The organism is Crocosphaera sp., assembly GCF_030064895.1.
In the GTDB taxonomy this organism is placed as follows: domain Bacteria; phylum Cyanobacteriota; class Cyanobacteriia; order Cyanobacteriales; family Microcystaceae; genus Crocosphaera.
The window spans coordinates 1-25,389 of sequence record NZ_JASJEB010000002.1; the positions used below are offsets into that span (position 1 = coordinate 1).

A 25,389-nucleotide genomic window follows, 5' to 3' on the forward strand; every position below is an offset into this window, starting at 1 on the left:
TCCACTTTTTCGCTAGTTTTTAGTGATTGAATTAGCCGAATTCACGATTTTTAAAAAATCCATTTCATAAAAAATAATTTTTGATGCCAATTTCTTATTTTTTAGGTTTTGTTTTTTCTTCATGAATAATGCAGGATAAATTTCGGAGTAACTTTTTCAGCAAACCCTAAATAGTGATTAGATAAATTAAACTCAATTTTATGAGTTATTTTACCTTGATTTTTATATGTAACTGAAAAGTTGACATTTCTGCCTTTTGGATTGGGTGTTTCATGGGTTTTTGCAGCAATCTCTAAAAATTTTTCAACAATTCTCTCTTTTTCTGATTGAGTCCATTGATATACCATACTTAATTTTTACTGTATCAAGATAAGTTTTAACTCCAGAATCTATAGTAACTTAAAACTATAGATATTGCCCACCTTATGATTTAAAGTATAGTTAAAAATCAAAAAATTTGACTTTTGAAGCATCTAGTTTAGTTCCTAAATAGTTTAACCTTTCAATTCCAATAATATTTCCATCTTTATCTTTTAATTAAAGATAAGTCTTCTTCTACCTCATCAACTAAAAATTCTTTCTTTGGGTCATCAAACCAAATAGTTAATGTTTTTGCTTCTTGATCATGATAAATTTTTAAGTGGTCCATATTAGATCACCTCGTTTAATTTTAGATGATCATGTTTATTTTCTCCCCATACTTCAGGTAAAGCTATTACCCAAGATATAGGAACAGAAACAATATCTAAAGTTTCTCCATCTTTGAATACTTCTAAATTATAGCCAGGTTCTGATTGTTTTTTTGTTGGTTGTAAATAGTCTAAGACCACTCCTTTATCCCCTTTTTTGATCAGACTGTTAGGAACATCGTATTTTAATTCTACCCATTGAAATAATTGGATATGGTTCATGATTGTTTGTCCTCTCATTTATCGGGATATAAAGTAATCAATTTTATTATATCTTCTCCTTCAGTTTGCTGCCAAACAGTAATGACTTTAATTAATTTCCCATTAATACTATTCCATTTACTTTTAATCTTAAAGCGTTTTACCCAATCTGTCTCGGTAATTTCTTCAATTTCTTGTCCTTGTACTGATTGAATGATAGCCTGTTTAAGAAGTTGCCAATTATCTAAAGTATAGCCATATTGTGATAAATATTTTGATTTATCATCTTTTTTCTGATAAACAAGTAAATATCTAGTCAACTTTGTATTTTCGATGACTAAATTAGATGACATTTTCATGAGTTTATAGTCATTATAAATTGTAAAAGGTGGGCATTGCCCACCCCATATTAACTATGCTCCTACTGCTTCTTTTGCTGCATACATTACTTCTAAAGTAATTTCAGAAAGTCCACGTTCACGGGCAAATTTTTCGGTATTTCGCTTCACTTTACCCCGAACAAAACCAGGAACTTTATTCAATTCTGCTTGTGCTTCTTTGTTCCAATTCAAATCAGAATCAGCAGAAATTCCTTTGGTAATAACTTCTTTAGTATCATGACCACCAAAGATTTCTAAAAGATGGTCTTCCATACCCAAAGTAAAGGAATTATAGATTAAATCTGCAATCTGATTTGTACCTTCATAACCACAGAAAGGTTTATAACCAATAGGGAAGTTTTGAATGTGAATAGGTGCAGCAATAACTCCACAAGGAATGTCCAATCTTTTGCCTACATGACGTTCCATTTGTGTCCCAAAAATAGCAGAAGGTTCGATACGAGCGATCGCATCACCAATAGCACCATTATCATCACTAATTAACACCTCATCGCAATATTCGCTCACTTGTTCTTTGAACCATTCTGCATCATATTTACAATAAGTTCCGGCTAAAACTACATGAATTCCCATCTCCCGTGCTAATATTTTAGTAAGGGCAGCAGCATGGGTATTGTCTCCAAAAACAACGGCTTTTTTACCAGTTAAATTTTGACAGTCAATAGAGCGAGAAAACCAAGCAGCTTGAGACACATATAAAGTCTGTTCGTTGATGAATTCTTCATAATCAACATTAGCCCCTTGCTCATTAATTACCTGTTGAATTTTGCGGATACAACGGGCAGTTTCTACCACACCCATCGGTGTAATATCTACATAAGGAAGGTTAAATTCTTCTTGTAAATATTGTGCTGTAGCTAACCCTAATTCCCGATAAGGAACTAAATTAAACCATGCTTTGGTTAAGTTCTTTAAATTATGAACAGAAGCACCATCGGGAATCACTTCATTAACTTCAATTCCCAAATCTGCCATTAATTTTTTCAACTCTCTACAGTCGTGTTGATTATGAAATCCCAAAGTAGAAATACCGAGAATATTAACGGAAGGATTTTCTGTTTTTTCCGTAGGTAATTGATTTTTTTTCTTCGCTTTTTCCAGGTAAAATCTAACAATTTGGTGTAAAGTTCTATCAGCAGCTTGTAACTCGTTATAACGATAATGATTAACATCCGCTAATAAAACATCCCCTTTCGCATCCATTTGCGCGCGATCAACAAAATTGGCTAAATCTTCTTGTAAAATACTAGAAGTACAAGTAGGGGTTAAAACAATTAAATCAGGATTTTCTTCCCCATCTTTGCGCACAATATTATTAACTACCTTTTCTTGGGAACCCCTAGCCAAAACGTTGCGATCGACTACACTAGCAGTAACAGGAGTAAACTCTCTTTCCCGTTCTAACATCGATCGCATAACATTAAAATAGTCATCTCCTAAAGGTGCGTGCATAATAGCATGAACATTTTTGAAGGAACTAGCAATGCGTAGAGTGCCAATGTGTGCAGGGCCAGCATACATCCAATAGGCCAGTTTCATAGAATTCTCCTAAGATATTTAAGACGTGAATAATAACACGCTAATAAGCTGTTTTTGATTGTCTCAAAATTGTTGCTTTGATTGAGTGTTTGCTTAAATAATGTTACATAAGCAAAAAAACGCTACATTACCGGTTATGAAGAGGTTTGAAGGGCATTTGAGCAACATTTTTTAGGTTTAATTTTAATTAATCTTAATGTTAGACAATATAGTAGTTTTCAATTGAGTGTATCAACGTGAGTTAGGAGTTAGGAGTTCGGAGTTCGGAGTTATAATTTTGTTAACGAGAGAATGAAGGTTTGAGACTTCTAATTTGAGTCAGTTTTCTCGAAATTTCCTTATATTGAACTCAGGTTAGGGAGTGTTGATATTTTAATCTTTAATCTATGCAAATAAAAAAAGCAGCACCGATAACAGTGCTGCTGAAATATTTCTTTTTAGATTGAAACCTAGACTAAACTAGCCATTTTAATCTCATTGGTGCTTAAAATTTCTTGTAGTTCATCAGAGTCAACGGTTTCTTTTTGCACTAACATATCCGCTAAGGTATCCAAGATGTGACGGTTACTTTCTAAAACATCTTTAGCCCGCGCATAAGCAGTGTCTACCAGTCCGCGAACCTCTTCATCGATAGCAGAGGCGGTTTCGTTAGAAAAGTCCCTATCAGAGGCAATATCGCGCCCTAAGAAGACGTTTCCGTTTTGCCGTCCTAAAGCTACAGGTCCTAAGCGATCGCTCATTCCAAAGCGAGTGATCATCTGACGAGCAACTCTGGCTACTTGTTGTAAGTCACTAGCAGCACCTGTGGTGACTTCTTCCTCACCGAAGATAATTTCTTCAGCAACACGGCCACCCAAGGCCACAGCCATTTGATTTTGTAGATAAGAGCGAGACATCAACCCGGACTCCATGCGATCTTCACTGGGAGTAAACCAAGTTAACCCACCAGCACGACCACGGGGAATAATACTAATTTTCTGCACGGGATCGTAGTCAGGCATCAAAGCACCTACTAAAGCGTGACCGGCTTCATGGTAAGCAACTAAGGTCTTACGCTTCTCACTCATGATCCGATTTTTCTTCTCAGGCCCTGCTAAAACGCGGTCTATGGCATCGTTGACCTCATCCATAGAAATTTCGGTCAAATTGCGACGAGCAGCTAAAATAGCAGCCTCATTTAAGAGGTTGGAGAGATCAGCACCGGTAAACCCAGGAGTACGACGGGCAATTTTATTGAGGTCTACGTCTTTAGAGAGGGTTTTGCCACGAGCATGAACTGTCAGGATTTCTTGACGACCAGCGTAGTCGGGACGATCAACCACTACTTGACGGTCAAAACGACCGGGACGTAATAAGGCTGCGTCTAAAACATCGGGACGGTTGGTAGCAGCGATGATAATGATGCCGGTATTGCCTTCAAACCCGTCCATCTCGGTTAAGAGTTGGTTGAGGGTTTGTTCCCGTTCATCGTTACCACCTCCTAAACCAGCACCCCGTTGACGACCAACTGCGTCGATCTCATCGATGAAAACGATACAAGGGGCGTTTGCTTTGGCCTGTTCAAATAAGTCACGGACACGAGATGCACCGACACCTACGAACATTTCCACAAACTCGGAACCAGAAATGCTGAAGAAAGGTACACCTGCTTCTCCGGCTACGGCTTTAGCTAAGAGGGTTTTACCTGTTCCAGGAGGCCCTACTAATAAGACTCCTTTGGGAATTTTGGCACCAATGGCGGTGAAGCGATCGGCGTTTTTCAGGAAGTCTACAACTTCGGTAAGTTCTAGTTTAGCTTGTTCGATACCTGCTACATCCCCAAAAGTTACTTGGGTTTGGGGTTCCATTTGTACCCGTGCTTTTGATTTACCAAAGTTCATGGCCTGGGAACCAGGGCCACTTTGCGCCCGACGTAACAAGAAGAATAATCCAACTAATAACAAAATGGGGAGGAATAGGCTGGTAGCTACTCTGAACCAGACTCCCTCGTCGTTGGGGGGTTGGATGGCAATATCTACTTTGTTTTCGGACAGGATGTTGATTAAATCAGGATCGTTGGGGAGATTAACCAGTTGTGGTGCGCCACCTTCGGGGTTAGGCACTTTGGCTTGAGTGCGGTCAGAACTGAGTGTTACTCGATCCACTCGGTCGTTTTCTACACGGTCAATAAACTCACTATAGGTTAATGTTTCGCGACTTTGAGTGTTATTGTTATCTAAAAAGGCTGATGCTAAAGCTAATACGACAATCAGCAAAAGTGCATATAGTCCAGCATTGCGCCATTTTTTGTTATTTTTGTTCACGCTGTCGGCCTCTTATTATACTAAAGGGGAAGATAGGGTTATCTTTAAATATATCAAGGTTAATGAGCTAACCAGATGATAACGCCTGAAGATACAGGTATGGTTTTTCCGAGAAAAACACTTGTTAACTTATGTTAACGTTTCTCAGGAACTATTGACTAGGAATTTCTTGATTAATTCAAAAAAAATAGGGGAACCGCTATTTCTATTGCTGAACGATTCCACCTGCCGATCCATCCTTGAAAGGAGAACACTTATTGATGCCATCATATCTCTTATTGGAAATATTTGTCAACAGTGATGAGAAAGTTTTTTAATAGCTCAGGACATAAGCACAGAAAACTAAGCTATTTGCAATAGTCAATTATTTTTCGCAATCAGATTTTCAACAAAAATAAAAAAGGGGAACCGCTATTTCTGTTGCTGAACGATTCCACCTGCCGATCCATCCTTGAGAGGAGAACACTTATTGACTTCATCATAGAGCTTATTAGTAATCTTTGTCAATAGTAATGAGATATTTTTTCAATAATTTAAGAAATGGCCGTGATCATTATGGGATAGCTAACAATCTCAAATATAGATTTGGTGGGAGGTTTGGGAGTAAGCAGTCGCTCAAAGGATAAGGCAGGGGGCAGGAGTAATACTAAATCCGCTTTAGATAGTAGACAATCATCGTTCTGGAGCAGGGGAGGCAGGGGAGGCAGAGGAAGCAGGGAGAGAAAGAAGATTACTCTACGATAATAAGCGGATTTGGTATAAAACGTAGCTACCGCTACATTTTACTCCATATTGTTGGAAGAGCCGTTTACAGAGTTTTCAAATACTCTACTAAAGCCTGTTTCTCCTCAGAAGATAACTCGGTTCCATAAAGATGTCCCTTATTACTATTACCATCAAGAGTGGTATCGTATTTGAACCCTTCAGTTTCTGCTGTTGTACCCTCAGAAACAAAACCAACTTTATCAGGATTGTAAACATCATAGCCTCGATAAAATACTTTTGTTCTCTTTTCTGGAACTTCCAGAAGATCCCTTAAATAAGGTACAGAACCATTATGTAAATAAGGGGCCCTCAACCAAATACCATCCAGAGAAACTGCTATATATCCGTTTTGTTTCTGGACATGGGTAAAATCCCATGATTGGGCATCTCCTAATGCTAAATACTTATCAACCACTGCTTGGCTCCACATTTCAAGACGATGATCATCGGTTCCCACTTCTTCAATAGGGATAAAGCTTCCAGTGCGATCGCCTCCAAAAGCATGACAGGAAGCACAGTTATTGTTAAAAATGGGCTTTCCTTTGGCCGCTAAAACGGCATCGATGGCAAAAGGATAATCAGGAGGAGGAATTAAACGAATGAAGTCTTCTACTCGTTGTAAGTCTTGGAGGGGTACATTGTCCGTTGGAGTTCCGGCTGCTAAGGCTCCCATAATAATAGTTTCGGTGAGATTGGTTTCTAACCCATCCCAGTGATAGTCAAATCCTTTGTGTTGTCTTTCGTTCCAAATGGGGGGATCGTCAACATTATCGATGGTGTCATCTAAGGGGAGTCTAAACTGAACAAATTTTACAGGGTTAAACGAGGGTATTCGCCCTGGACCTGGATCTGGACGGGAGTTAGTCCAAGCAAAGGCCATTCCTAAACCCATTAAACTTTCTTGAGTTTGGGGAATAATCAGGTAACGATACAAGAGTTTATCTGACCAGGACAAAGGGTGTTTGGCTTCGATCGCTGGTATTAGGTTGTCTGGGGTAAACTTGGGATCGTTGCCACAAGCTGCTAAAAAACGAATATTAGCTACAGAATCAAAGGTTTGAGTTGGGGCCCCTAAAACGAGGTTTGGGCTATCTTGAGGGCTTTTACGATAGGTTGTACTATGACACAGTGCGCAGGTCGATCCCTGACGGGGAAAACCGACAATGGTTTTGGAAACGCCGACGGGCATTTCTTGGCCTTTTTCCCAAATAAATCCTAGAGATTTATAACCTCCAGGCCCGGGTAAATGTTCTGCAAATAAATCTGGTAATACTTCCCAAATGAAGAAAGGAACACCTCCAGAATTGATAGAACCATATTTGAAATGATCCTCTGCTGATTTATAAACAATAGGAACTTCTCGCTTAAAATTGTACCAAACAAAATAATTAGCCCCTCCTATGATTAATAAGGTAAGGAGTAGGAGAATGATGAGAATTTTTGCGAATTTATTGTTAACTAAGATCATAGAAACTTCTATCAGATTTCATAATTCAACTGACAATCAAATAGAGAGAATGAAAGAGAGCAAAAGTTTTTTATGTTGACTTAACTAATAAGCTCTAATTTTTCTTGATTTTAGGTAATAGGGAACTTATTAACAGGGAAAAAATAAAGTTCAAGTGAACCTCATTCTTTTGAGCAATTGTATTTCTTCTCTATTTTATTGTTAACAAACTGAATATAAATCATCAAGTGACTAAACTTCAAGTTTTGTGGGATAACTTGTTATATATTTTAATATAGCAATTAGTAATCAGGAACTAAAAATTATCAGGATAATGGGAGATTCTTTTAAAAATTTTAGAAGAAAAAGAGTCAGCTTACTTGATGATTTGTTTGCTGAGTGAGTCTTTTAATTCCACCGTGAATCCAATTTAAAAAACGTTTCTTTCATCATGAGTTATGGGATAAAGGCAAAGGCTGGAAAACCCTGCTAAATAATATTCAGTCTCATCCACTTCCCTTTCTAAACTAGCTATTATTATCGAAGATGCAGGATGTGAGTTAAAGCCAATGCTGACGGGGGTTAAACTGCTCTTTTTCGCGAATTTGTTGATATAAAGCCATTTCTTCCTCACTTACCTCCGAAGGAATAGCAATTTGTATTTCCACCAGTTGATCCCCCCGTTTTCCCGAACTGTCGGGATATCCCTTATTAGCTAAACGTAACCGTTGCCCAGGACGTACCCCTTTCGGTACAGTCATTTTAACCAAACCGTCGATAGTAGGAACCTCCACCGAACCCCCTAAAATAGCCTCACTGGGGGTTACAGGCACTTGACAAGCGATATCGCTGCCCCGTAACTCAAAAAAAGCGTGAGGAGTGATAGTAATCTTGAGATAGAGATCCCCTCCTTGTAGACCTTGACCCTTGAGGCGAATTTTTTGCCCATCGATCATACTAGAAGGCATATCTACTTCCAACGATCGCCCATCTTCTAAACGAATACGTTCCCTTCCCCCCCGATAAGCTTTTTCTAGGGGAACATTTAACTTTGCCTCCACATCCCTAGCACTGCGAGAAGGGTTAACCACTTTAGCCCGTTTTGTCCCTCCAGGGTTGTAGTCTTGGAACCGCCAAAAATCGCTATCTCGTTTGTAACTACTACTATTGCTGCCATTACGAGGGGGTCGAGGTTGGGGACGAGTAGGACGACGTTTGCTTTTACCAAAACGACTGCGATCATATTCAGCGCGCTTAGCTTCATCGGACAGAACATCGTAAGCTTCGTTAATACCCTTAAATTTTTCCTCTGCTGTCTTATCTCCCGGGTTAACATCAGGATGATACTGCCGAGCGAGTTTGCGAAAAGATTTTTTAATCTCCTCGGCGGTGGCATCTCGAGAAACCCCTAAAATGGCGTAGTAGTTACGAAGTTGCTGCATATATCAGTGTAAAACGGGACTGGGAATCTGGTTAGAATTGTTATTGTAGTTATAGCAGGAGGCAGGGGGCAGGGGGCAGGAGGCAGGAGGTAAAAACCTTGCTACTATTAGGTTTGAGAAATTTCCTAACTGCCCTGGCGGTTGCTATATCTTAGTAGTTTAGAACCAATCATCATCCTCTTCATCCCATTGGTTTTCTTTGGGAATACGACGGGAGCGATCGCGGGTGTAATAGGTGTCTGAGTCTTTGGGAGGATAGCGACGTGGTTCAGGGGAAGGACGACGCGATCGCGGACTGGGGCGATCTTCTTCCCATTCGTCATACTGATCATCGTAACGATCATTGCGTTCGTAACGAGGGGCAGGAGAACCGTAGGTTTGACGCTCATCATAACGACGTTCATCATAACGGGGTTGTGGTTGTCCATAGTCTTGTCTTTCTGGGTAACGAGGTGTGCCATAATCGTTACCATAACTGGAATCACGGGGAGTGTAAGGATAGTCATCGTCATCGTCTCCGACTAGGGTGCGACGGATAGAGTCAAAAATACCCTCATCCTCTTCATCGTCGTATTGTAAGCGTACTTCTCGGTTCAGTTCGTATAAAACGTCTTGTAAGTCTGCTTGGGCCCTATCTAAACGTCTTTCGTCGTCTTTGTCCAAACTTTCCATGATCTCTGCATTTAAAGCTTCGATTTGACGACGATAACCACTGGTAAATTGAGTACCAAAGTCCAACGTAACATCTTTTAAGCGACGTAAAGCCTGATCAGTTAAAGCTTTGGCCTTATTCCGTTTTTCGATCCGTTCCCTTCTCTGTCTATCTTCCTCCGCAAACTCGGCTGCTTCATTAATCATACGATTAATTTCCCCTTCGCTGAGGGTAGAGGCCCCTTGAACAACTACACTTTGTTCTCTGCCTGTAGTGCGATCGCGGGCTGTCACCTGTAAAATACCGTTAGCGTCGATATCAAAGGCCACCTGTACTTGAGGAATACCTCTCGGTGCCGGTGGTATCCCTGTTAGTTTAAATCGTCCCAAGGACTTATTATCCTTAGCCATTTCCCTTTCTCCTTGCACCACATGAACTTCTACCATGGTTTGATTATTTTCCCCGGTAGAAAAGATATCGGAACGACGTACAGGAATAGTGGTGTTACGGGGGATTAATTTTTTAGTGACACCACCGATGGTTTCTAAACCCAAAGATAAGGGAGTCACGTCCAATAATAAGATTTCTTTGACTTCTCCTGCTAAAATACCCGATTGAATGGCCGCCCCTACCGCTACTACTTCATCGGGGTTAACGTTTTCGTTGGGTTCTTTGTCGATGAAACTCCGCACCAGGGCTTTGATCATTGGCATTCGGGTTCCCCCACCCACCAAAACCACCTCATCGATCTGTACAGGGGTTAATCTGGCATCGTTGAGGGCGCGTTTAATGGGACGAGTGAGACGACTCACTAGGTCCCCACAGAGGTTTTCAAATTCGGGGCGTGTGAGACGGGTTTCTATGTGCTTAGGACCATCTTCGGTGGCAGTGATGAAGGGGAGATTAATATCGGTGACACTGACCCCTGATAGCTCAATTTTTGCCTTTTCTGCTGCTTCTGTCAGTCGTTGTAATGCCTGTCTATCTGCTTTACGTAGATCGATGCCTTCTTGTTCAATAAATTGCTCAGCCAACCAGTCCACAATGCGTTTATCAAAGTCTCCTCCTCCCAGTTGGGTATCCCCACTGGTTGCTCTCACCTCAAACACTCCATCCCCTACTTCCAAGACAGAGACATCAAAGGTTCCTCCTCCTAAGTCAAAGACGAGGATTTTTTGCGATCTTTCTTGATCCAAACCGTAGGCCAATGACGCTGCGGTAGGTTCGTTTATAATGCGTAAAACTTCTAATCCGGCGATTCTTCCTGCGTCCCTAGTAGCTTGACGTTGGGAGTCGTTAAAATAGGCCGGAACGGTGATTACTGCGCCTGTGACCGGTTCTCCTAAATAGCGTTCCGCTTCTTCTGCCAATTTACGGAGAATTTTAGCTGAAATTTCTTCGGGAGCAAAGTCTTTTTTGAGGCGAGGACATTTAATTTTAATGCTGCCGTATTCATCCCGACGGATGGTGTAGGGAACTTGTTTTGATTCGGGGGTTAATTCTGGGTATTTTCGCCCCATAAACCGTTTCACCCCATAGTAAGTGTTTTGGGGGTTTAAAACCGCTTGTCGTCTGGCCATTTGTCCAACGACTAATTCTCCATCTTTATTGAAGCCAACCACAGAAGGGGTAGTACGCATTCCTTCTGAGTTGGCGATCACGACTGGTTTTCCGCCTTCCATTACTGCGACGACAGAATTAGTTGTCCCCAGATCAATGCCGACTACTTTGCCCATGTGTGTTTGTTTCTCCAGCTACTCCATTTAATGGCGGATGGTGTTCGTTCGAGAGTTTAGCTTGATTATGCCTCTTTGACAATATTGTATCGAATTGTCAACCGTTATCGTTGATTAGTTATGCAACGGAGTTCGGAGTTGTTATTTTTTCGACTTACCAAGTTATCATATCGATGTCACATTTATTGGCTCAAGATAAAACAATGAAACAGTGGTACGAAGAATTATTTGAAAATTACGCTCTTAAATACGACCAAGAAGGCTTTACTAAAGGGACTATTGGTGAGTGTGATTTTCTTGAGCAAGAGATTAGTTATGATAAAAATACTCGAATTTTAGATATCGGTTGTGGAACCGGACGACATTCTATTGAATTGGCAAAACGAGGTTATCAAGTAGTAGGCATCGATTTATCAGAATCTCTATTAAAAAGGGCTAAAGAAAAGGCAGTTGGGGAAAATTTATCTCTTGATTTTTATAAATATGATGCTAGAAATTTACCTTTTATTGATGAGTTCGATTTGGTGTATATTATGTGTGAAGGGGGATTTTGTTTGATGGAAACCGATGAGATGAATTTCCAAATTCTTACCAGTGCAGCTAAGGCTTTAAAACCTGGTGGACTGTTTATTTTTACGGCTTTAAATGCTTTATATCCTCTCTATCATTCTGTTCAAGATTTGATGGATGATAATATTAATTCTGGAAACACGGAAAATCATTCTTTTGATTTAATGACTTTTCGAGAGTCTAGTATTTTTAATATTGAAGATGATCTGGGGAAACAGAAAACCCTTAACTGCAACGAAAGGTATTATGTACCCTCAGAAATTACCTGGTTATTACAAACACTAAACTTTAAAAAAATTGATATTTTTGGGGCAACTCTTGGGGCGTTTAGTCGCAATGATAGCGTATCACCAGATAATTATGAAATGTTAGTTATTGCCAAAGGGTAGAGAGAGGGAGGGGGGAACAGGGTAAACGCATCTTAAGTGAGACCCAAAAGATTGTAAGGCAAAAGGTTGACTAATTTTCATTTATCCTTGTTTATGTAAGTTGATGGCTAAAGGTTTCCAAAACTTTTTCAATAATAGACAATGGACAATTACCTCTCCGGTTAAGGGAAGAGGATTGGAATAAGGTCACGCTTTTTACTTTTTTCTACTTGAAAGGAGAGGTTTTAAACCGAATGATTTCTGTAGTTTAGACATAATTTTTATCATGGGTTACTAAATATATTTCTCCTAAAATAATTCCTAGTATAACGACCAGAAAACTCATTAAAAAACCCCTCAATTCAAAATAGTATACACTAACACCAATAACAAGATTTACCCCAATATAGGTACTAGCAACTTGACTATGTGGCCATCCAGATTGTTGTAATCTTTGATATATATGGCTTCTATGTGCCTGAAAAATATTTTCACCTTTTATTATGCGTCTGATGAGAGTATAAATAGCATCGGCAATTAAAGGAAAAATAATAGCTACTGCTGACCAAGCGTGTATGATATCAGTGTGGTTGTTCAAAAGAGCGATCGCCACTGTTGCCCCTAAAACCGTACTGCCAGCATCTCCCATAAAAATCTTAGCAGGGTACCAATTCCACCATAAAAAACCCATAATACCAGCTACTAAAAGCCATAAAAGAGGTTGATTCAAGTAAATAGCTAAGAATCCTAATTGTAAGGCACTACAACCGCCAACAATACCATCTAAACCATCCATAAAATTATAGAAATTAATCATAGCGGTAAAACCAATAACTGTTAAAGCGATCGCTATTAAATATCCTGTCATTCCTAAATTATCCAATCCTGGAAAAACAAAAGGGTGGAAGTGAAAAATAGCAATACCAGCAGCCAATAATTGCACCAGATAACGAATAGTAGCGGGTACATTCTGATTATCATCAATAATGCCAATAATGCTTAAAGGTACTAACACTAACCAAAGAAAAATGAGTTGCTCAAATGATGAATTATTAATAGTGTAAACACTGCTAGTAATAGCAAAAGCGATAATAAAACCTAATCCACCCCCTCTAGGAGTGGGTTGAGTGTGGGAACTTCTTTCATTAGGAATATCTAGTAATTGTTGACTAAAACGTTGTTTGATTATAAAGGTTATCATCAGACTAATAAAGTAACTAAAAATTTCTAGTGGTAATAACATTTTCATATATTTTTACTGGTGTAATGTCACTCAAATGTAAATCTCACTCAATATCTGAGTTAATATAGAAACAATTGAGGTTCAAGACTAAAATAGACATCTCCAATAATTAAGATTTGACCTTGATGATATAAGGGTTTAAGGTTAATTTCTGGAGATGTCTAATGTAAATTTTAATCGATGAAAGTCTCTTTTAGACCTTGTTCAATGGTATAAGGAGGTTGCCAGTTTAAAATTTCTCTAATTTTACTACTATCTACAATCAAAGAACCTAAAAGACGTTCAATTGTTGAACTATTAACGGGAGCAGATTTCCCTGTAATAGACTCAATTATATCTCCAAAATAACCTAACCATTTAAGTATAGTAGGAGATATGGGTAATAGTTGACAACGACAATGCAAGTTTTGAGCAATCTGTTTAATTAATTCCGGAGTAGAAATATCTTGACCATCACTGACTAAAAAGATTTGATTCCTTGCTTGAGGATGAGTAATACAAGTAACAATACTATCTACTAAATTGCCAACATAGATAAAGCTACGATTATTTTTGATCAATCCAAAAGGAAGGGGTTTCTCTTTTTTTATTAATTTAACAAGACGTTCCATATTACCGGGATTTCCCTTACCATAAACTAAATTAGGTCTTAATATCGTATAGCTCATAGAACTTTGACTAGCTAATTCAATTAAGTTTTCTTCTGCTTTAAGCTTACTTTTTCCATAAGATGTATCGGGATTACATAAAGAGTTTTCGGTGAGAGGTTGATTACTTAAAGTCGTCATTGCACCAATAGAACTCATAAAAATGAAATGCTTAACACCCACTTGGATAGATTGATTAACTAAATTCTTAGTTCCCTCTACATTAACTTTTAAAAACTCTGCTTCAGGGTTATAATTTTGCTCATTTAATATGTGGGCGCGCCCGGCAAGATGTATGACTATATCTATATTTTTAAGGGCTTTTTTCCAGTTGGTAAAACCATCAATATCACCCACATTGAGGACTGTCACATGATCTGGAAATTGAGAGCTATTTTTACGAGTAGCAACAGCTATATGATAGTTTTCTTTGCGTAATCTAAAAAGTAGATGGCTACCAATAAAACCGGCCGCTCCAGTGATTAGAATTCTTTGACTAACCATGACTAATTACCCATGCAATACAACAAAATAAACAATAACAGACGTGCTGATAAAATCCATTGTAAGTAACAATGGGTCAAACATAAGCAAAATCAATTAAAACCATGTTACAAACACTGTTTAACAGAATTATCAAGAGATTCTAAATATTTTATCATTGCCCCATATACCTTGTCGGGACAGAAGTTTTTTTCATGTGTTATTTTGGCATTTGTTGATAACACTTGTAATTTTTGAGGATTTTCATATAGTTCTATTAAGATATTCACTAGGCTATCAACATCTCTATTGGGATGGGTTATGCCGCATTGGTTTTCTGACAAAAAGCTTTTTAATTTTCCATCAAGGCTAGAGACAATAGGCAAATGACATGACATATACTCAATAGGTTTATTAGTCAAAATTTTGGAATGGATATATGTGCTGGCATAAGAGGCTAAACCAACCGAACTCATTTTCATTAATGTAAATAGGTCAACTTTTCCCACCCAACCTGGAAAAATAATACTATCGCAATCTTTAGCTAAGCTTCGATAATAATCATAGCGATCCCCAGAGCCACAGAAAACAAATTGAAATTCGCGATTTGTCTGCTTTAAACGGTATGCCGCCTCAATGAGAGTTTCAAGTTCCGAGTGTTTACCCATTGTCCCACAAAAACAAGCGATAAACTTATTGTTAGTCTGACAAATACCCAGACTTTTCCATTTATCAATTGATTGAGAAATGAGGTCTTGTGTTGGTATTTCAGGAGCATATGCTAGGGGAAAATCCTGATCCCACTCCGACTTAGAGCGATTTGCATATTCTAATGCCCAATCAACAACTTCCGGAGTAACCCCTGTAATGCCCGTTGCTTGAGTGCAAATTGAGCGAACAGTGTTAAACATAGGAGTCAACAGCAGATTTAGCAAGGGTTTTGACCAAGATTTTCCGAATTCTAGAAAAATGTCAGGCCATAAATCTCTAACATCAATAACAACAGGAACGTTATGTTCTTTTCCATATCTAATTGCTGCTTCACATAGTTCTAAAATCGGTAAGCAACAAAGAATGATATCAGGATTTTCTCTGGTTTTACTCAGTTTTTCAAACTGATGAGCTGTACCTATGTGATTGATAATTCTACTAATACTAATATTTTTTTTATAAAGTAGGGAATGAAGATAAACAATGTCTAGATTTTCATTGATTTTAACTGTTGTATTTTCATGAAACCTCTGCTCTTTTTGGTAGTGATTAACAGTCGATGTCCACCAAGTCACTGTATGATTTTGTTCAGCTAGCATTTGCGCAAGCATTCCAGTTCGGTAAAGTCTTGTATCGTCTGCATCGTTTGGTGCAGGTTCCCCTATTTTGATAACCCAAATTTTCATAGATAATTAATGAATCGTAAACATTTAATTGCTAAATATAAAACTCGGTAATACTGCAATCCTTAGTGTCAGTTCATTTAGCATCAAACAGCCTAGTTGCAATTGACTTGATTGTCAAGGGGTCAAAGAATTGCAGATTGGTGAGACCCTCTATTCTTTCGCCATCTCTATGATGTGACTCAGAAAAATAGCCAAAGTTCCAAACTTATCTTAGGAATTTCCTATTCTCATGGCTCGTTTACTTTAGGTATTATCATGGCAGGTTGGCTCGTATTTTTGTACTAGCAATATTTTCATATCTATATTAAGTGTCCATATCTAAAATCCGCATAAAACTAACATAAACCTTCAAAACTTTGCAAGTTATCAGAGGTATTAATTAGGCTAAGATTGGTTCAAGAGAAACTAGATTTATTATTTCATAAAAGAGTAATTATGTCCATATATTCTTGATTTCTTTGTGTAGTTTGATTGATGGTGAATAATGATAAAAGTATTAGAGGTCTTGCTCCGAAAATGGTTAAAATTTTCATTTGATTAACTTTCAGAAAATAAATTAGTAATCTCCAATTGATTATGATTTTAAAAATCTTTCATATAAAGATAACAGTTTTTTAGCTTCGTTTTCCCAATTGTATTTGTTTTCTACCGCTCGACGAGCATTTTTTCCCATTGTTTGAGCTTCCTGTGGATGTTCAAATATCCATTGAATAGCTTGAGAAATCTCTTTGGTATCTAGAGGATCAACACAAATTCCACAATTATTTCCTTCAATTATTTCTTTCCAGAGGGGAAAATTAGAAGCAATTACAGGTAAACCTGCTGACATATATTCAAACATTTTGACAGGTAGTGAATCTAAATAGTTCATTGTAGGATGTAAAACGACTAAACCAGCCATTGATTTTGCTAATGTTTGACTAACTTGCATTCGATTCAAATATCCTAATTTTTGAACCTTTGCCCAACCTTTCATTTTCTTAGCTTGCTCTTGTTCCTGAGAATTAGCAAAATTTCCTCCTAATAATAACGTGCCGTCAATCTGAGACATAGCTTCAATCATAGTAAAAATGCCTCTAATTTCTGTAATGCCACCTACATAACAAACAGCCTTTTCTTTTTCTTGCCAGTCTAAATTAGGAATATGTAACTCCGATATAATTGGGTAATTATTAATGTCAACAGCATGACAACCTAGATTGAGAAAACGATTTCTAATATGAGGTGTCGCTGTTACCAGAGCATCAAAATATTTAACGGCAAAATTTTCAATTTTTTCTAAGCCAAATGCGGTAATTTTTCTAATTCCTTGAGGAATATAATCTTTGCTCAGGGTTTGACGGGGCAAATCTTCATGGACATCATATATTACTTTTTTCCCCTTATTCTTGAGGCTTAAACCTACGGGTATTAATTCGGGATCATGAAAGTGATATAAATCCGCATCCAGATCGTTGGCCGTTTCATAAGTTTGATAAAGACTTTTAGTAACTCTTTCAACACGGTTTTTATGAATATCCTTGATTCCCCGAATAACATTAACTTTATTAATTGTACACCCTTCTAAAGGAGCATTAGGAGCAACCAAATAAGTTTTATAGTTATTGGATGCTAAGCTAGAACATTCTTTCAGTAAAATTCGAGTATCTTTATAGGTATGCACTGATGTGACATGAACAATTTTAAAAGTTTTTTTAATGCTTGGTTTTGTGTTGCTTTTCATTATTTAATCCTTAAATTAGTTACAATTTTATCTAGAATTGTTACAGTTAACAATGTAACCAGAAAACCACCAGTTAACAAAACAGTTGTATAATCACTAGATATAAAACCTAGACAATTGATTGCCAGTACAGATATACAAGGTATTAATAGTCCATCAGATAACTGACTTACTACAATAAGTCCATAGTCTAGACATAATAGAAAAATTAAGCATAACAGTAAACCTATTAATCCAAAATAACTATAGTAGGCAAAAACAAAGCTAGTGTTTGCACTCACACTGTCAATGGATACATTCATATAATTTAAACCAATATAATTAGGTATATTAACACCTTCTAACCCCAAAAAAGAAGCTATTTTGCTAATTCCTACGATTCCCCAAAACCCTTGAGTTTGTGCATAATGAGCGTACCATATACCTGTCTTTAGTGGGGTCAAAAAAATTCTACCGAAAATTCCTATGGATAACATCAGCCAAAAATTTTCAAAAGTCAATGCTCTACCTTCTCGTAACAATGATAATAAAACAATAGGAACCGTTACTAATACAAAACCAATAAGAACAAGCAGCGGATTGATTTTTCTAATATTATTCAACATATTCGCTAATATAATAGCAAGGATAATTTCTCCTAAAGTAGCCCTTGAGCCTGCTAGACTTATAACTACTGAAGTCATAATGAGAATAAAAGAAAAATAGAAAGCTAGTAAAATTTTTTTTTGGCTTAAAGCTAAATTTATTTGTAATGTACACAAAACAACTAACAAAGGACCAAAGCTTTCACGCATAAAAGAGTATGCGTATCTTAGAATCTTGTTATTAATAAGTTTGAAGGATTCTTCTCTCGCTGATGAAGAATTAAGTGGATCAGTCAATATACTGTACAAACCTGTTTGTGATAGGGGGACATAAGATAAATAAACAAGAGTTATTAAAACAGTTAATATCAACAAAATTATTAGAGATTTTTTTTGTAGTTTAATCTGTTTAGAATCTATTGTTTGACCTATATAGAGCAAACGTTCCCAAATCTTTTTTGATTGCTTATTAGAAACAATAAAACAGGATAAATAAATTCCGATCAAGGGAAATCCATGTACTATAATAAAAAAATCCCAGTGAAAAGGAAGATAACTTTTTATGTATTCTGAATTAACTGCTGCAGACCACTGAATTAGAATATGAAACAAAACAATAACTATTAAACTTGGTTTGAGAAATAGATATTTCCTAAATATAAATATTGATAGTAATAAAGATGATGTAATTAGACATGCCAAATAATTTATATCATTAAAACTCATAAGGTTATTAGGTGAAAAAAAATTCATAATTGTGTACTATAAATATTGTTTAGTAAAATTAAATTGTCATTAGATAATTTATTCTTATACCGTCATTTTTTTTATTTTCCAACAAAACCACATTTTACAAACAGTCAAAGCATCTATTAGATTAAAAAATTTAAAGAAAACAACTTAGAAAGTTTTACATGAGAAATGCGAAAAATTAAAAGTAAATAGATGGTGTACATTATTAGATCATTTAGACACAGTAAATATAAACTAATTAAAGGATCATTGAACTGAAGACTCAATCCCAAAAAGGCGATAGTTGTAATATTTGATGCTATCTGCCAACCGGCCGCTACCTCCTGTCTATCCATGATTCCAAAAACTATACTTAAAGGGGAAACAATCATTCTCAAAATAAGAGAAGGAGCTAAAACTTTAGTGTATATTGCGGCTGTTTCCCATTGTGAACCAAATAAACTGGTAAAGATGAAAGAGGCAAAAATAAATATTAAAATTCCACCAGAAATTGAAATGCCAAATAAAAGCCAAAATGCCTTGATCATGCTATTACTTAGCCTTTTATTGTATTTATCTTCGACAAATTTTTGGTGATTTACTTTCGATATCTCAGCAATTACTAAAGCACTTGGTAACAACAATAAACGCATACTTAATGAATATTGTCCAGCTACAGAAGCTGTAAAGAAAGTAGATAGAAAAAAAACTGGCATTCGCAGTGTTGATGTGTTTAAAAACGAAGGTAAGATTGAATAAATCGGGTACTTCCTATACTGATTCATCAGCCTAAACATTCTCTGATAAGATAAACACCTAACTATTTTAAATTTTATTTTATTATATACCCTGATTCCCAGAAACAAACTAGCTAAGCCTAACGATAAAGTATAGGCAATTATTAATCCTAAGTTATTATCATTATAAAAAAAACCTAATATTATTTGTAATAATATTAGTAAAAATACCTTAATAAACTTGAAAAATGACAGAGTTTTAAAGTCTTTTGTTTTTGTTAGCCAATAACTTATACATTGATAAAATCCTGTAATAAAGATGCTAATGGGTATAATCACAATTAGAACAGATAAGTTATTGATGCCCAATAACTTACTCAATGGTTGAGAGAATAGGAAAAATATTAGAGCAAATATTAAACTTGTAATTAAGGCTAAACCTAGTGAGAGAATCAAAACATTAATAGCATCCTCCTCTGTTTCTGGTAAAACAATTGCCAGTTCATAACGCCAACATACAGCAATAGATAAGATACTAACAATACTCAAATAAACAGCAAATATTCCATAAGCGTCGGGTGTATAAATACGAGCAATAAATGGTTCAGCAATAGCTGTTACACCGTAAGCCAGGGTTGTTCCTGTCATTAAAGTCAGGACATTTCTTACAAAACTACCTTGAACAAACCATTGATTAATTCGTTGTTTCAGTTTCATTACTTTATAGCTTGCTTAAGAACTTCAATAACCTTGCTTTGACTATTTTGTTCTAACTCGGGCCAAATTGGTAAACTTAATACCTGTTCACCCAATAAATCACTAACTGAATGAATAGGATATTTACCATTATAAACAGGTAATTTATCTTGAGGAACGGGATAATAAATCATACTACCAATACCTTGTTCTGCTAAATAGGCTTTAACTTGATCTCGTTTGCCATTAGTAATGCGGATTGTGTATTGATGAAATACATGACCATCAGCTATTTCAGGAGTGATTATCTCAGGAACATCAGCTAATAGCTGATTATAAGTTTTAGCTACTCTTCGTCTTCCCTCATTCCACTGATCAATATACTTTAATTTAACCCTTAAAATGGCAGCTTGAATGGTATCTAAACGGGAATTATATCCTAATACCTCATTGTGGTATTTTTTCTTAGCACCATGTACCCGTAACATTCGAGCGTTTTCTGCTACTTGATCGTCATTGGTAACAATCATACCGCCATCTCCATACCCTCCTAAATTTTTAGAAGGAAAGAAAGAATAGGCTCCCACATCACCAATAGTACCAGTAGCTTTACCACTGATAGTGGAAAGTGTTTCTTGTTTGCATTGACTATCACAAGCAGAACAATTCCCATAATAACGCGCCCCAAATGACTGAGCGCAGTCTTCAATAACTTTCAAACCATACTCTTTGGCAATGTCCATGATTTGTCCCATCATAGCTGGACAACCATAGAGATGAACTGGCATAATTCCCTTAGTTTTCGGGGTAATCTTCTCCTTAATTTTTGTAGGTTCAATATTAAAATTATTGGCATCGATATCCACGAATACTGGGGTTGCTCCCACATTGCTAATAGACTCTGCTGTAGCAAAAAAAGAAAAGGGAGTGGTAATAACCTCGTCCCCTTCTCCTATGCCTAATGCTCTTAATCCTATCACTAAAGCATCAGTTCCAGAATTCACTCCGATCGCGTGTTTAACCCCCAGATATTCTGTTATTTCCTGCTCAAAAAGTTTGACATCTGGACCCATGATAAATTGGGTTGATTCTACGACGCGATTAATAGCTTCTTTGATTTCTTCAGAGATGCTTTGATACTGCGGTTTTAAATTAAGGATGGGGATTTTAAGCTGGCTCATTTCAACACCTATTATTGTGATAATAAGTAAAAAATTGGTTCATTGACATCTAATGCTACTAGGTAGGGTTAATCTTGTCAACAAATTTTTGAGAGATATATTTTAGAAATAGTTTGTCTGGCGATCTCTTCAGATTCAATTATTGAAAAAAATCACGTATTTAATATATGCTCTTACTTTGCTAGTCAGTTGGGGTACTTTGATGAGTCTTTTAGGTTTTTGAGATCCGTAATTAATGAGGGAATGTCTTCGGTGATAATGCTCCAGATAATCTCATTATCAATACCAAGATAGCCATGAATAATTCGGTTACGGGTAGCAATAATTTGTCGCCAAGGAATTTCAGGATGATTTGTTTTAATCTCTTGGGGAATGTTGGTTGCAGCTTCGCCTATGAGTTCTAGATTTCTGAGAGTTGCATCATAGTAAGGTTCGCTATTGATAAAGGATTTCTGGTCAAAGTTTTGGGTATATCGCTGAACTTTTTCTGCGAAAAGGATCATGTCATCGACGTAAAATCGCCATTCTCTTCTTGGCGTATTACTAGACATAGATTTTTTCTAGGTCTACATAGGGTTGTAGTTCAGGACGTAGAGCGTTTTCTGTAATCAGATCAATAGGACATTTGAAGATATCTTCAAGATAAAACAATACACCAAAGTATTTTTTGGAATTGGCTTTTTCGTCAAAACTAATTAATATATCAATGTCGCTTGTTTGGGTCGCAGTATCTCTAGCAGTGGATCCAAATAGAGCAATTTTTGTAACCCCATATTTTTCCTGAAGTAGAGCTTTATTTTGGGCAAGGATATCAAGAGCTTGTTGTTTTTTCATCGGTTCCTAATCTTCAACTTCGATAACTTTATTATCAGAAATTTTTTGGTATTTGGTCTCCGTAGAATCAACTGCATAACCATCATTATCGAAGTCCAATACATCTCCATAAGCACTCATCCAACCAATAATTTTAGCAGGAACTCCAGCCACCATAGCATAAGCTGGCACATCTTTTGTAACCACTGCTCCTGCTGCCACAAAAGCCCTTTCATGGAGGGTAATACCGCAAACAATGGTGGCATTAGCACCGATACTCGCCCCCCGTTTAATTAAGGTTTTTTGATAGTCAGCACTGGTATTGCGAGGGAACTCACAACGGGGGGTTTTGATGTTAGTAAAAACCATACTCGGTCCACAAAAAACATAATCTTCGAGAATGACTCCTTCGTACAAAGAAACATTATTCTGAATCTTACAAAAGTCCCCCACAATAACATTATTAGAGACGAGAACATTCTGCCCAAAATTGCATTTTTTGCCAATTTTAGCCTTACCCATAATGTGGGAAAAATGCCAAATTTTAGTACCCTCCCCAATCTCGGCCCCTTCGTCAACGTAAGATGATTCATGTATAAAAAAATCAGTCATTGAGTGCTTTCTCCGCTTTTTCTAAAATGTCTACCACGGTCACCCCATTCCAACCATCAGAACGAGGGGTTTGACGGTTTTTGATACAATCTAAGAAGTGTTGACATTCTATGCGCAAAGGAGCTTCATTGGCTACCATCACCTCTTCACTGCCCTCGTCTCGATTAGCTAGGTTTTTGTCAACCCCTTTGTTATAAATCGTTACTTTTTGGGAAACCTCATCATAAACTAACATTTGTTTTTCGGCCATAACGATTGTTCTCCGTTCCAGTAACGGCCAATACCAAGAAGAATGAAGGTGTGCTGTTTGTCCTCCAACAAAACGAAGATCAACATGGACGTTATCTTCAATGTCGGTTTGCAGCATAGCATGACCTCTGGCTTTCACCTCTTCTACTGTGGGGTTGCCTAATAAGGCTAAAACCACGGAAACATCATGGGGCGCAAAAGACCACCAAACATTCTCTTCCCGACGAACCCGACCTAGTTTAGCCCGTTGAGTAGACACATGAAAAACTTTTCCTGCTTTTCCTGTCTTTAAATAATTGGCCATCCAATCAACAGCAGGTTGATACAAGAGTAAATGACCTACCATTAAAATACGGGACTGACTATGAGCATACTCAGCTAACTGACGTGCATCAGAAACCTTCAAGGTCATGGGTTTTTCCACAAAAACATCTTTACCTGCTTCGAGAGCAGCTTTGGCTAAAGGGTAGTGGGTGGGGGCAGGAGTAGCCAAGACAAAAGCAGAAACATCTGTGTTTAAAGCTTCTTGATAGTCTTTATAAGTGGTGAGATTAGGATAATCTGTTTCCACCTTAGAACGTAACTCATCATTGAGTTCGACAACAGCAGCTAGGGAACCCAACTCATAAAAATTACGGATTAGATTTTTACCCCAGTTACCAGCACCAACAACAATTACCTGGCTCATAGTAATGTGACCTTTTCTTGATTAAAGTTTAGTTTACGAGTTACGCCTCGTGTATCTAAAACAGCCTTAGCTTTCTCAACCAGACCAACATAGTCAATGTTACTGTGGTCAGTGGTAATGATTACTAAGTCAGCATTTTTGATTAGATTATCATCTAGATTGGCTGATTTATATATTTGCCCTTCTAGGGAAATTTCTGGAATATAAGGGTCGTGATAAGTGATCTTGACTCCATCGGCCAGTAATAGTTTCATCACTTCTAGAGCAGGAGACTCTCGACAGTCAGCCAAGTCTTTTTTGTAAGATACCCCCAATATTAGAATGTGAGAACGAGAGGGCGCAATACCTAAATTATTCAGGGTTCGCCAAGCTTTTTCCTGTACAAATTCCGGCATTTTGCGGTTAAGTTCCCCTGCTAGACGAATAAAACGAGTTTGGAAGTTAAATTCTTTGGCTTTCCACTCTAAATAGTGAGGATCTAGCGGTATACAATGGCCACCTACTCCTGGACCCGGATAAAAAGGCATGATGCCAAAAGGCTTAGTATTGGCTGCGTCTAACACTTCCCAAACATTGAGATCCAGGCGATCGCATAATAAAGCCAATTCATTCACTAAAGCAATATTAACGGCGCGAAAAGTATTCTCAAAAACCTTCACTAACTCGGCAGCTTTAGCACTGCTAACTGTTACCACTTTATCAATAGTTTGTTGGTAAAATAAATCAGCAACTTCTAGGGAATTACTATCAGAAGCACCGACCACTTTACAAGTGTTTTTTGTCGTGTATCTTTTATTACCAGGATCGACCCTTTCAGGAGAATGAGCTAAAAAGAATTCTTGTCCTTGTTGCAGTTCACTTTTTCCCTCTAAAATTGGTTTCATTACCTCATCGGTAGTGCCTGGATAGGTAGTTGATTCCAGGGTAATTAATTGACCTGGCCTCAATTTTTTGGCGATTTCTGTGGTCACACTTTCAACATAAGTCAAATTTGGTACAAGATTTTTGGTTAAAGGAGTGGGAACACAAATAACAATAACATCCATTTCTGGAACCACATTAAAACTTTCAGTAGCTTTAAGATAACCTTGGCTAACAACTTCTTTTAACTCATCATCTTTTACATCACTAATATAATTTTTTCCTTGGTTAACATCAGCAACTCGCAAAGGATTACGTTCAATTCCTATTACCTGAAAGCCAACTTTTGCTTTTTCTACGGCAAAAGGTAAGCCCACATATCCCAATCCAATCACACCAACTACCGCCGTGTGTTTAGTTATTTTTTCTTTAAGGGTTAAATGATATTGATTAGAGTTCATGAAATTTTATTGATTAAGTTTTGTTTGATTTTATGAAAGCTAATAGGGTAACAAAGATAAACTTTAAAAGTTAGGTTAAGGAATAAAAAATACCAAATATTACTAAATCAAGGGTCGTGAATGGTTAAAAATATCGACTAAAAATGGTCTGAAATCAACAATTTTTAAT

Annotated in this window: 22 protein-coding genes; 1 reads left to right on the forward strand and 21 read right to left on the reverse strand. The window is 37.2% G+C overall.

Features of this window, described 5'->3' with window-relative positions; translation table 11 throughout:
- Positions 1 to 119: 119 nt before the first annotated feature.
- The 9 genes from QNJ66_RS00620 to dnaK all read right to left on the reverse strand — a co-directional run bounded on the left by QNJ66_RS00620 (position 120) and on the right by dnaK (position 11,175).
- Positions 120 to 347 (reverse strand): hypothetical protein, encoded by a 228-nt coding sequence (locus QNJ66_RS00620; RefSeq protein ID WP_300501978.1) that lies wholly within the window; start codon positions 345 to 347, stop codon positions 120 to 122.
- A gap of 179 nt (positions 348 to 526) precedes the next feature.
- Entirely contained in the window at positions 527 to 649 is a 123-nt protein-coding gene (locus QNJ66_RS00625) for a hypothetical protein (RefSeq protein WP_300501980.1), read from the reverse strand.
- Position 650: 1 nt separating this feature from the next.
- Positions 651 to 911 (reverse strand): DUF4926 domain-containing protein, encoded by a 261-nt coding sequence (locus QNJ66_RS00630; RefSeq protein ID WP_300501982.1) that lies wholly within the window; start codon positions 909 to 911, stop codon positions 651 to 653.
- A gap of 14 nt (positions 912 to 925) precedes the next feature.
- Positions 926 to 1,249, reverse strand: coding sequence for a DUF6883 domain-containing protein (locus QNJ66_RS00635; RefSeq protein WP_300501984.1), 324 nt, complete (start codon positions 1,247 to 1,249; stop codon positions 926 to 928).
- A gap of 54 nt (positions 1,250 to 1,303) precedes the next feature.
- Entirely contained in the window at positions 1,304 to 2,830 is a 1,527-nt protein-coding gene (gene bchB / locus QNJ66_RS00640; RefSeq protein WP_300501987.1) for a ferredoxin:protochlorophyllide reductase (ATP-dependent) subunit B, read from the reverse strand.
- 449 nt (positions 2,831 to 3,279) lie between these two features.
- Positions 3,280 to 5,133 carry an ATP-dependent zinc metalloprotease FtsH3 gene (gene ftsH3 / locus QNJ66_RS00645; RefSeq protein ID WP_300501989.1) on the reverse strand — a complete coding sequence of 618 codons (1,854 nt, stop codon included), beginning with the start codon at positions 5,131 to 5,133 and terminating at the stop codon, positions 3,280 to 3,282.
- A gap of 808 nt (positions 5,134 to 5,941) precedes the next feature.
- Positions 5,942 to 7,366, reverse strand: coding sequence for a c-type cytochrome (locus QNJ66_RS00650; RefSeq protein ID WP_300501991.1), 1,425 nt, complete (start codon positions 7,364 to 7,366; stop codon positions 5,942 to 5,944).
- 539 nt (positions 7,367 to 7,905) lie between these two features.
- Positions 7,906 to 8,787 (reverse strand): J domain-containing protein, encoded by an 882-nt coding sequence (locus QNJ66_RS00655; RefSeq protein ID WP_300501993.1) that lies wholly within the window; start codon positions 8,785 to 8,787, stop codon positions 7,906 to 7,908.
- A 159-nt stretch (positions 8,788 to 8,946) separates the two neighbouring features.
- Positions 8,947 to 11,175 (reverse strand): molecular chaperone DnaK, encoded by a 2,229-nt coding sequence (gene dnaK, locus QNJ66_RS00660; protein ID WP_300501995.1) that lies wholly within the window; start codon positions 11,173 to 11,175, stop codon positions 8,947 to 8,949.
- Positions 11,176 to 11,348: 173 nt separating this feature from the next.
- Between dnaK and QNJ66_RS00665 the strand changes: the two genes are divergently transcribed.
- A complete protein-coding gene (locus tag QNJ66_RS00665) occupies positions 11,349 to 12,134 on the forward strand; it encodes a class I SAM-dependent methyltransferase (RefSeq protein WP_300501997.1) in 786 nt (261 codons plus the stop codon).
- 247 nt (positions 12,135 to 12,381) lie between these two features.
- On the opposite strand, the gene QNJ66_RS00670 is transcribed toward QNJ66_RS00665, so the two are convergent.
- The 12 genes from QNJ66_RS00670 to QNJ66_RS00725 form a co-directional block, all read right to left on the reverse strand.
- Entirely contained in the window at positions 12,382 to 13,362 is a 981-nt protein-coding gene (locus QNJ66_RS00670; RefSeq protein WP_300501999.1) for a glycosyltransferase family 4 protein, read from the reverse strand.
- A 167-nt stretch (positions 13,363 to 13,529) separates the two neighbouring features.
- A complete protein-coding gene (locus QNJ66_RS00675; RefSeq protein ID WP_300502002.1) occupies positions 13,530 to 14,507 on the reverse strand; it encodes an NAD-dependent epimerase/dehydratase family protein in 978 nt (325 codons plus the stop codon).
- Between the two features lie 107 nt (positions 14,508 to 14,614).
- A complete protein-coding gene (locus tag QNJ66_RS00680) occupies positions 14,615 to 15,883 on the reverse strand; it encodes a glycosyltransferase family 4 protein (RefSeq protein WP_300502004.1) in 1,269 nt (422 codons plus the stop codon).
- A 574-nt stretch (positions 15,884 to 16,457) separates the two neighbouring features.
- Entirely contained in the window at positions 16,458 to 17,606 is a 1,149-nt protein-coding gene (locus QNJ66_RS00685) for a glycosyltransferase family 4 protein (protein WP_300502006.1), read from the reverse strand.
- The gene (locus QNJ66_RS00690) at positions 17,606 to 18,916 is read right to left on the reverse strand and encodes a hypothetical protein (RefSeq protein WP_300502008.1); all 1,311 of its coding nucleotides are present in this window, start codon (positions 18,914 to 18,916) and stop codon (positions 17,606 to 17,608) included. Before QNJ66_RS00690 ends, QNJ66_RS00685 begins: the two co-directional genes overlap by 1 nt.
- Positions 18,917 to 19,062: 146 nt before the next feature.
- Positions 19,063 to 20,376 carry an oligosaccharide flippase family protein gene (locus QNJ66_RS00695; RefSeq protein WP_300502010.1) on the reverse strand — a complete coding sequence of 438 codons (1,314 nt, stop codon included), beginning with the start codon at positions 20,374 to 20,376 and terminating at the stop codon, positions 19,063 to 19,065.
- Positions 20,376 to 21,536 carry a DegT/DnrJ/EryC1/StrS family aminotransferase gene (locus tag QNJ66_RS00700; RefSeq protein ID WP_300502012.1) on the reverse strand — a complete coding sequence of 387 codons (1,161 nt, stop codon included), beginning with the start codon at positions 21,534 to 21,536 and terminating at the stop codon, positions 20,376 to 20,378. The genes QNJ66_RS00695 and QNJ66_RS00700 overlap by 1 nt, the downstream gene beginning before the upstream one ends.
- A 185-nt stretch (positions 21,537 to 21,721) precedes the next feature.
- The gene (locus QNJ66_RS00705) at positions 21,722 to 22,087 is read right to left on the reverse strand and encodes a DUF86 domain-containing protein (RefSeq protein WP_300502014.1); all 366 of its coding nucleotides are present in this window, start codon (positions 22,085 to 22,087) and stop codon (positions 21,722 to 21,724) included.
- Positions 22,080 to 22,370, reverse strand: a complete 291-nt coding sequence (locus QNJ66_RS00710; RefSeq protein WP_300502016.1) for a nucleotidyltransferase family protein — start codon at positions 22,368 to 22,370, stop codon at positions 22,080 to 22,082. Before QNJ66_RS00710 ends, QNJ66_RS00705 begins: the two co-directional genes overlap by 8 nt.
- Before the next feature lie 6 nt (positions 22,371 to 22,376).
- Positions 22,377 to 22,961 carry an acyltransferase gene (locus tag QNJ66_RS00715; protein WP_300502018.1) on the reverse strand — a complete coding sequence of 195 codons (585 nt, stop codon included), beginning with the start codon at positions 22,959 to 22,961 and terminating at the stop codon, positions 22,377 to 22,379.
- Positions 22,954 to 23,898, reverse strand: coding sequence for a Gfo/Idh/MocA family oxidoreductase (locus tag QNJ66_RS00720; RefSeq protein WP_300502020.1), 945 nt, complete (start codon positions 23,896 to 23,898; stop codon positions 22,954 to 22,956). The genes QNJ66_RS00715 and QNJ66_RS00720 overlap by 8 nt, the downstream gene beginning before the upstream one ends.
- The gene (locus QNJ66_RS00725) at positions 23,895 to 25,220 is read right to left on the reverse strand and encodes a nucleotide sugar dehydrogenase (protein WP_300502022.1); all 1,326 of its coding nucleotides are present in this window, start codon (positions 25,218 to 25,220) and stop codon (positions 23,895 to 23,897) included. Before QNJ66_RS00725 ends, QNJ66_RS00720 begins: the two co-directional genes overlap by 4 nt.
- Between the last annotated feature and the right edge of the window lie 169 nt (positions 25,221 to 25,389).

Bases quoted from the DNA above. Each gene is read 5' to 3' on its own strand.
- dnaK (WP_300501995.1), bottom strand. From the start codon at position 11,175: ATGGGCAAAGTAGTCGGCATTGATCTGGGGACAACTAATTCTGTCGTC.
- QNJ66_RS00665 (WP_300501997.1), top strand. From the start codon at position 11,349: ATGTCACATTTATTGGCTCAAGATAAAACAATGAAACAGTGGTACGAA.
- QNJ66_RS00680 (WP_300502004.1), bottom strand. From the start codon at position 15,883: ATGAAAATTTGGGTTATCAAAATAGGGGAACCTGCACCAAACGATGCA.
- QNJ66_RS00670 (WP_300501999.1), bottom strand. From the start codon at position 13,362: ATGAAAATGTTATTACCACTAGAAATTTTTAGTTACTTTATTAGTCTG.
- QNJ66_RS00620 (WP_300501978.1), bottom strand. From the start codon at position 347: ATGGTATATCAATGGACTCAATCAGAAAAAGAGAGAATTGTTGAAAAA.
- QNJ66_RS00710 (WP_300502016.1), bottom strand. From the start codon at position 22,370: ATGAAAAAACAACAAGCTCTTGATATCCTTGCCCAAAATAAAGCTCTA.
- QNJ66_RS00675 (WP_300502002.1), bottom strand. From the start codon at position 14,507: ATGGTTAGTCAAAGAATTCTAATCACTGGAGCGGCCGGTTTTATTGGT.
- QNJ66_RS00655 (WP_300501993.1), bottom strand. From the start codon at position 8,787: ATGCAGCAACTTCGTAACTACTACGCCATTTTAGGGGTTTCTCGAGAT.
- QNJ66_RS00630 (WP_300501982.1), bottom strand. From the start codon at position 911: ATGAACCATATCCAATTATTTCAATGGGTAGAATTAAAATACGATGTT.
- QNJ66_RS00690 (WP_300502008.1), bottom strand. From the start codon at position 18,916: ATGAGTTTTAATGATATAAATTATTTGGCATGTCTAATTACATCATCT.
- QNJ66_RS00700 (WP_300502012.1), bottom strand. From the start codon at position 21,536: ATGAGCCAGCTTAAAATCCCCATCCTTAATTTAAAACCGCAGTATCAA.
- QNJ66_RS00685 (WP_300502006.1), bottom strand. From the start codon at position 17,606: ATGAAAAGCAACACAAAACCAAGCATTAAAAAAACTTTTAAAATTGTT.
- QNJ66_RS00725 (WP_300502022.1), bottom strand. From the start codon at position 25,220: ATGAACTCTAATCAATATCATTTAACCCTTAAAGAAAAAATAACTAAA.
- QNJ66_RS00635 (WP_300501984.1), bottom strand. From the start codon at position 1,249: ATGAAAATGTCATCTAATTTAGTCATCGAAAATACAAAGTTGACTAGA.
- QNJ66_RS00715 (WP_300502018.1), bottom strand. From the start codon at position 22,961: ATGACTGATTTTTTTATACATGAATCATCTTACGTTGACGAAGGGGCC.
- bchB (WP_300501987.1), bottom strand. From the start codon at position 2,830: ATGAAACTGGCCTATTGGATGTATGCTGGCCCTGCACACATTGGCACT.
- QNJ66_RS00695 (WP_300502010.1), bottom strand. From the start codon at position 20,376: ATGAAACTGAAACAACGAATTAATCAATGGTTTGTTCAAGGTAGTTTT.
- QNJ66_RS00625 (WP_300501980.1), bottom strand. From the start codon at position 649: ATGGACCACTTAAAAATTTATCATGATCAAGAAGCAAAAACATTAACT.
- QNJ66_RS00705 (WP_300502014.1), bottom strand. From the start codon at position 22,087: ATGTCTAGTAATACGCCAAGAAGAGAATGGCGATTTTACGTCGATGAC.
- QNJ66_RS00720 (WP_300502020.1), bottom strand. From the start codon at position 23,898: ATGAGCCAGGTAATTGTTGTTGGTGCTGGTAACTGGGGTAAAAATCTA.
- QNJ66_RS00650 (WP_300501991.1), bottom strand. From the start codon at position 7,366: ATGATCTTAGTTAACAATAAATTCGCAAAAATTCTCATCATTCTCCTA.